1 protein-coding gene is annotated in these 256 nt (G+C 74.6%); it reads right to left on the bottom strand.

Annotated elements, in window-relative coordinates:
• Positions 1-256: S41 family peptidase (locus tag C7C56_RS11150; protein WP_267874685.1), on the bottom strand; the 256-nt coding region annotated here is incomplete at both ends.

The raw sequence follows: 256 nt of genomic DNA, 5'->3' as shown, positions 1-256 counted from the left end.
CGCCGCCGCGCCGGGCGCCGCCGCCACGTTGCCCAGGTGGCGGGCGAGGTCGGTCTCGCGCAGGCGCGGCGCGTCGTTGCCGGCGCCGGCGGCGGTTTCGTCGACCAACAGGTCGGGCATGATGCCGAGCGCCTGGATCGAGCGCCCGAGCGGGGTCATGTAGCGCGAGACGGTCAGCTTGACGCCGCTGCCGCCGGGCAGCCCGATCACCTTTTGCACCGAGCCCTTGCCGAAGGTGCGCGCCCCCATGATGGTG

It is taken from the genome of Massilia glaciei (genome assembly GCF_003011895.2).
GTDB lineage: Bacteria > Pseudomonadota > Gammaproteobacteria > Burkholderiales > Burkholderiaceae_D > Telluria_A > Telluria_A glaciei.
The sequence above is the reverse complement of the archived record's forward strand: the minus strand, read 5'-3'. Positions and strand labels throughout refer to the sequence as shown.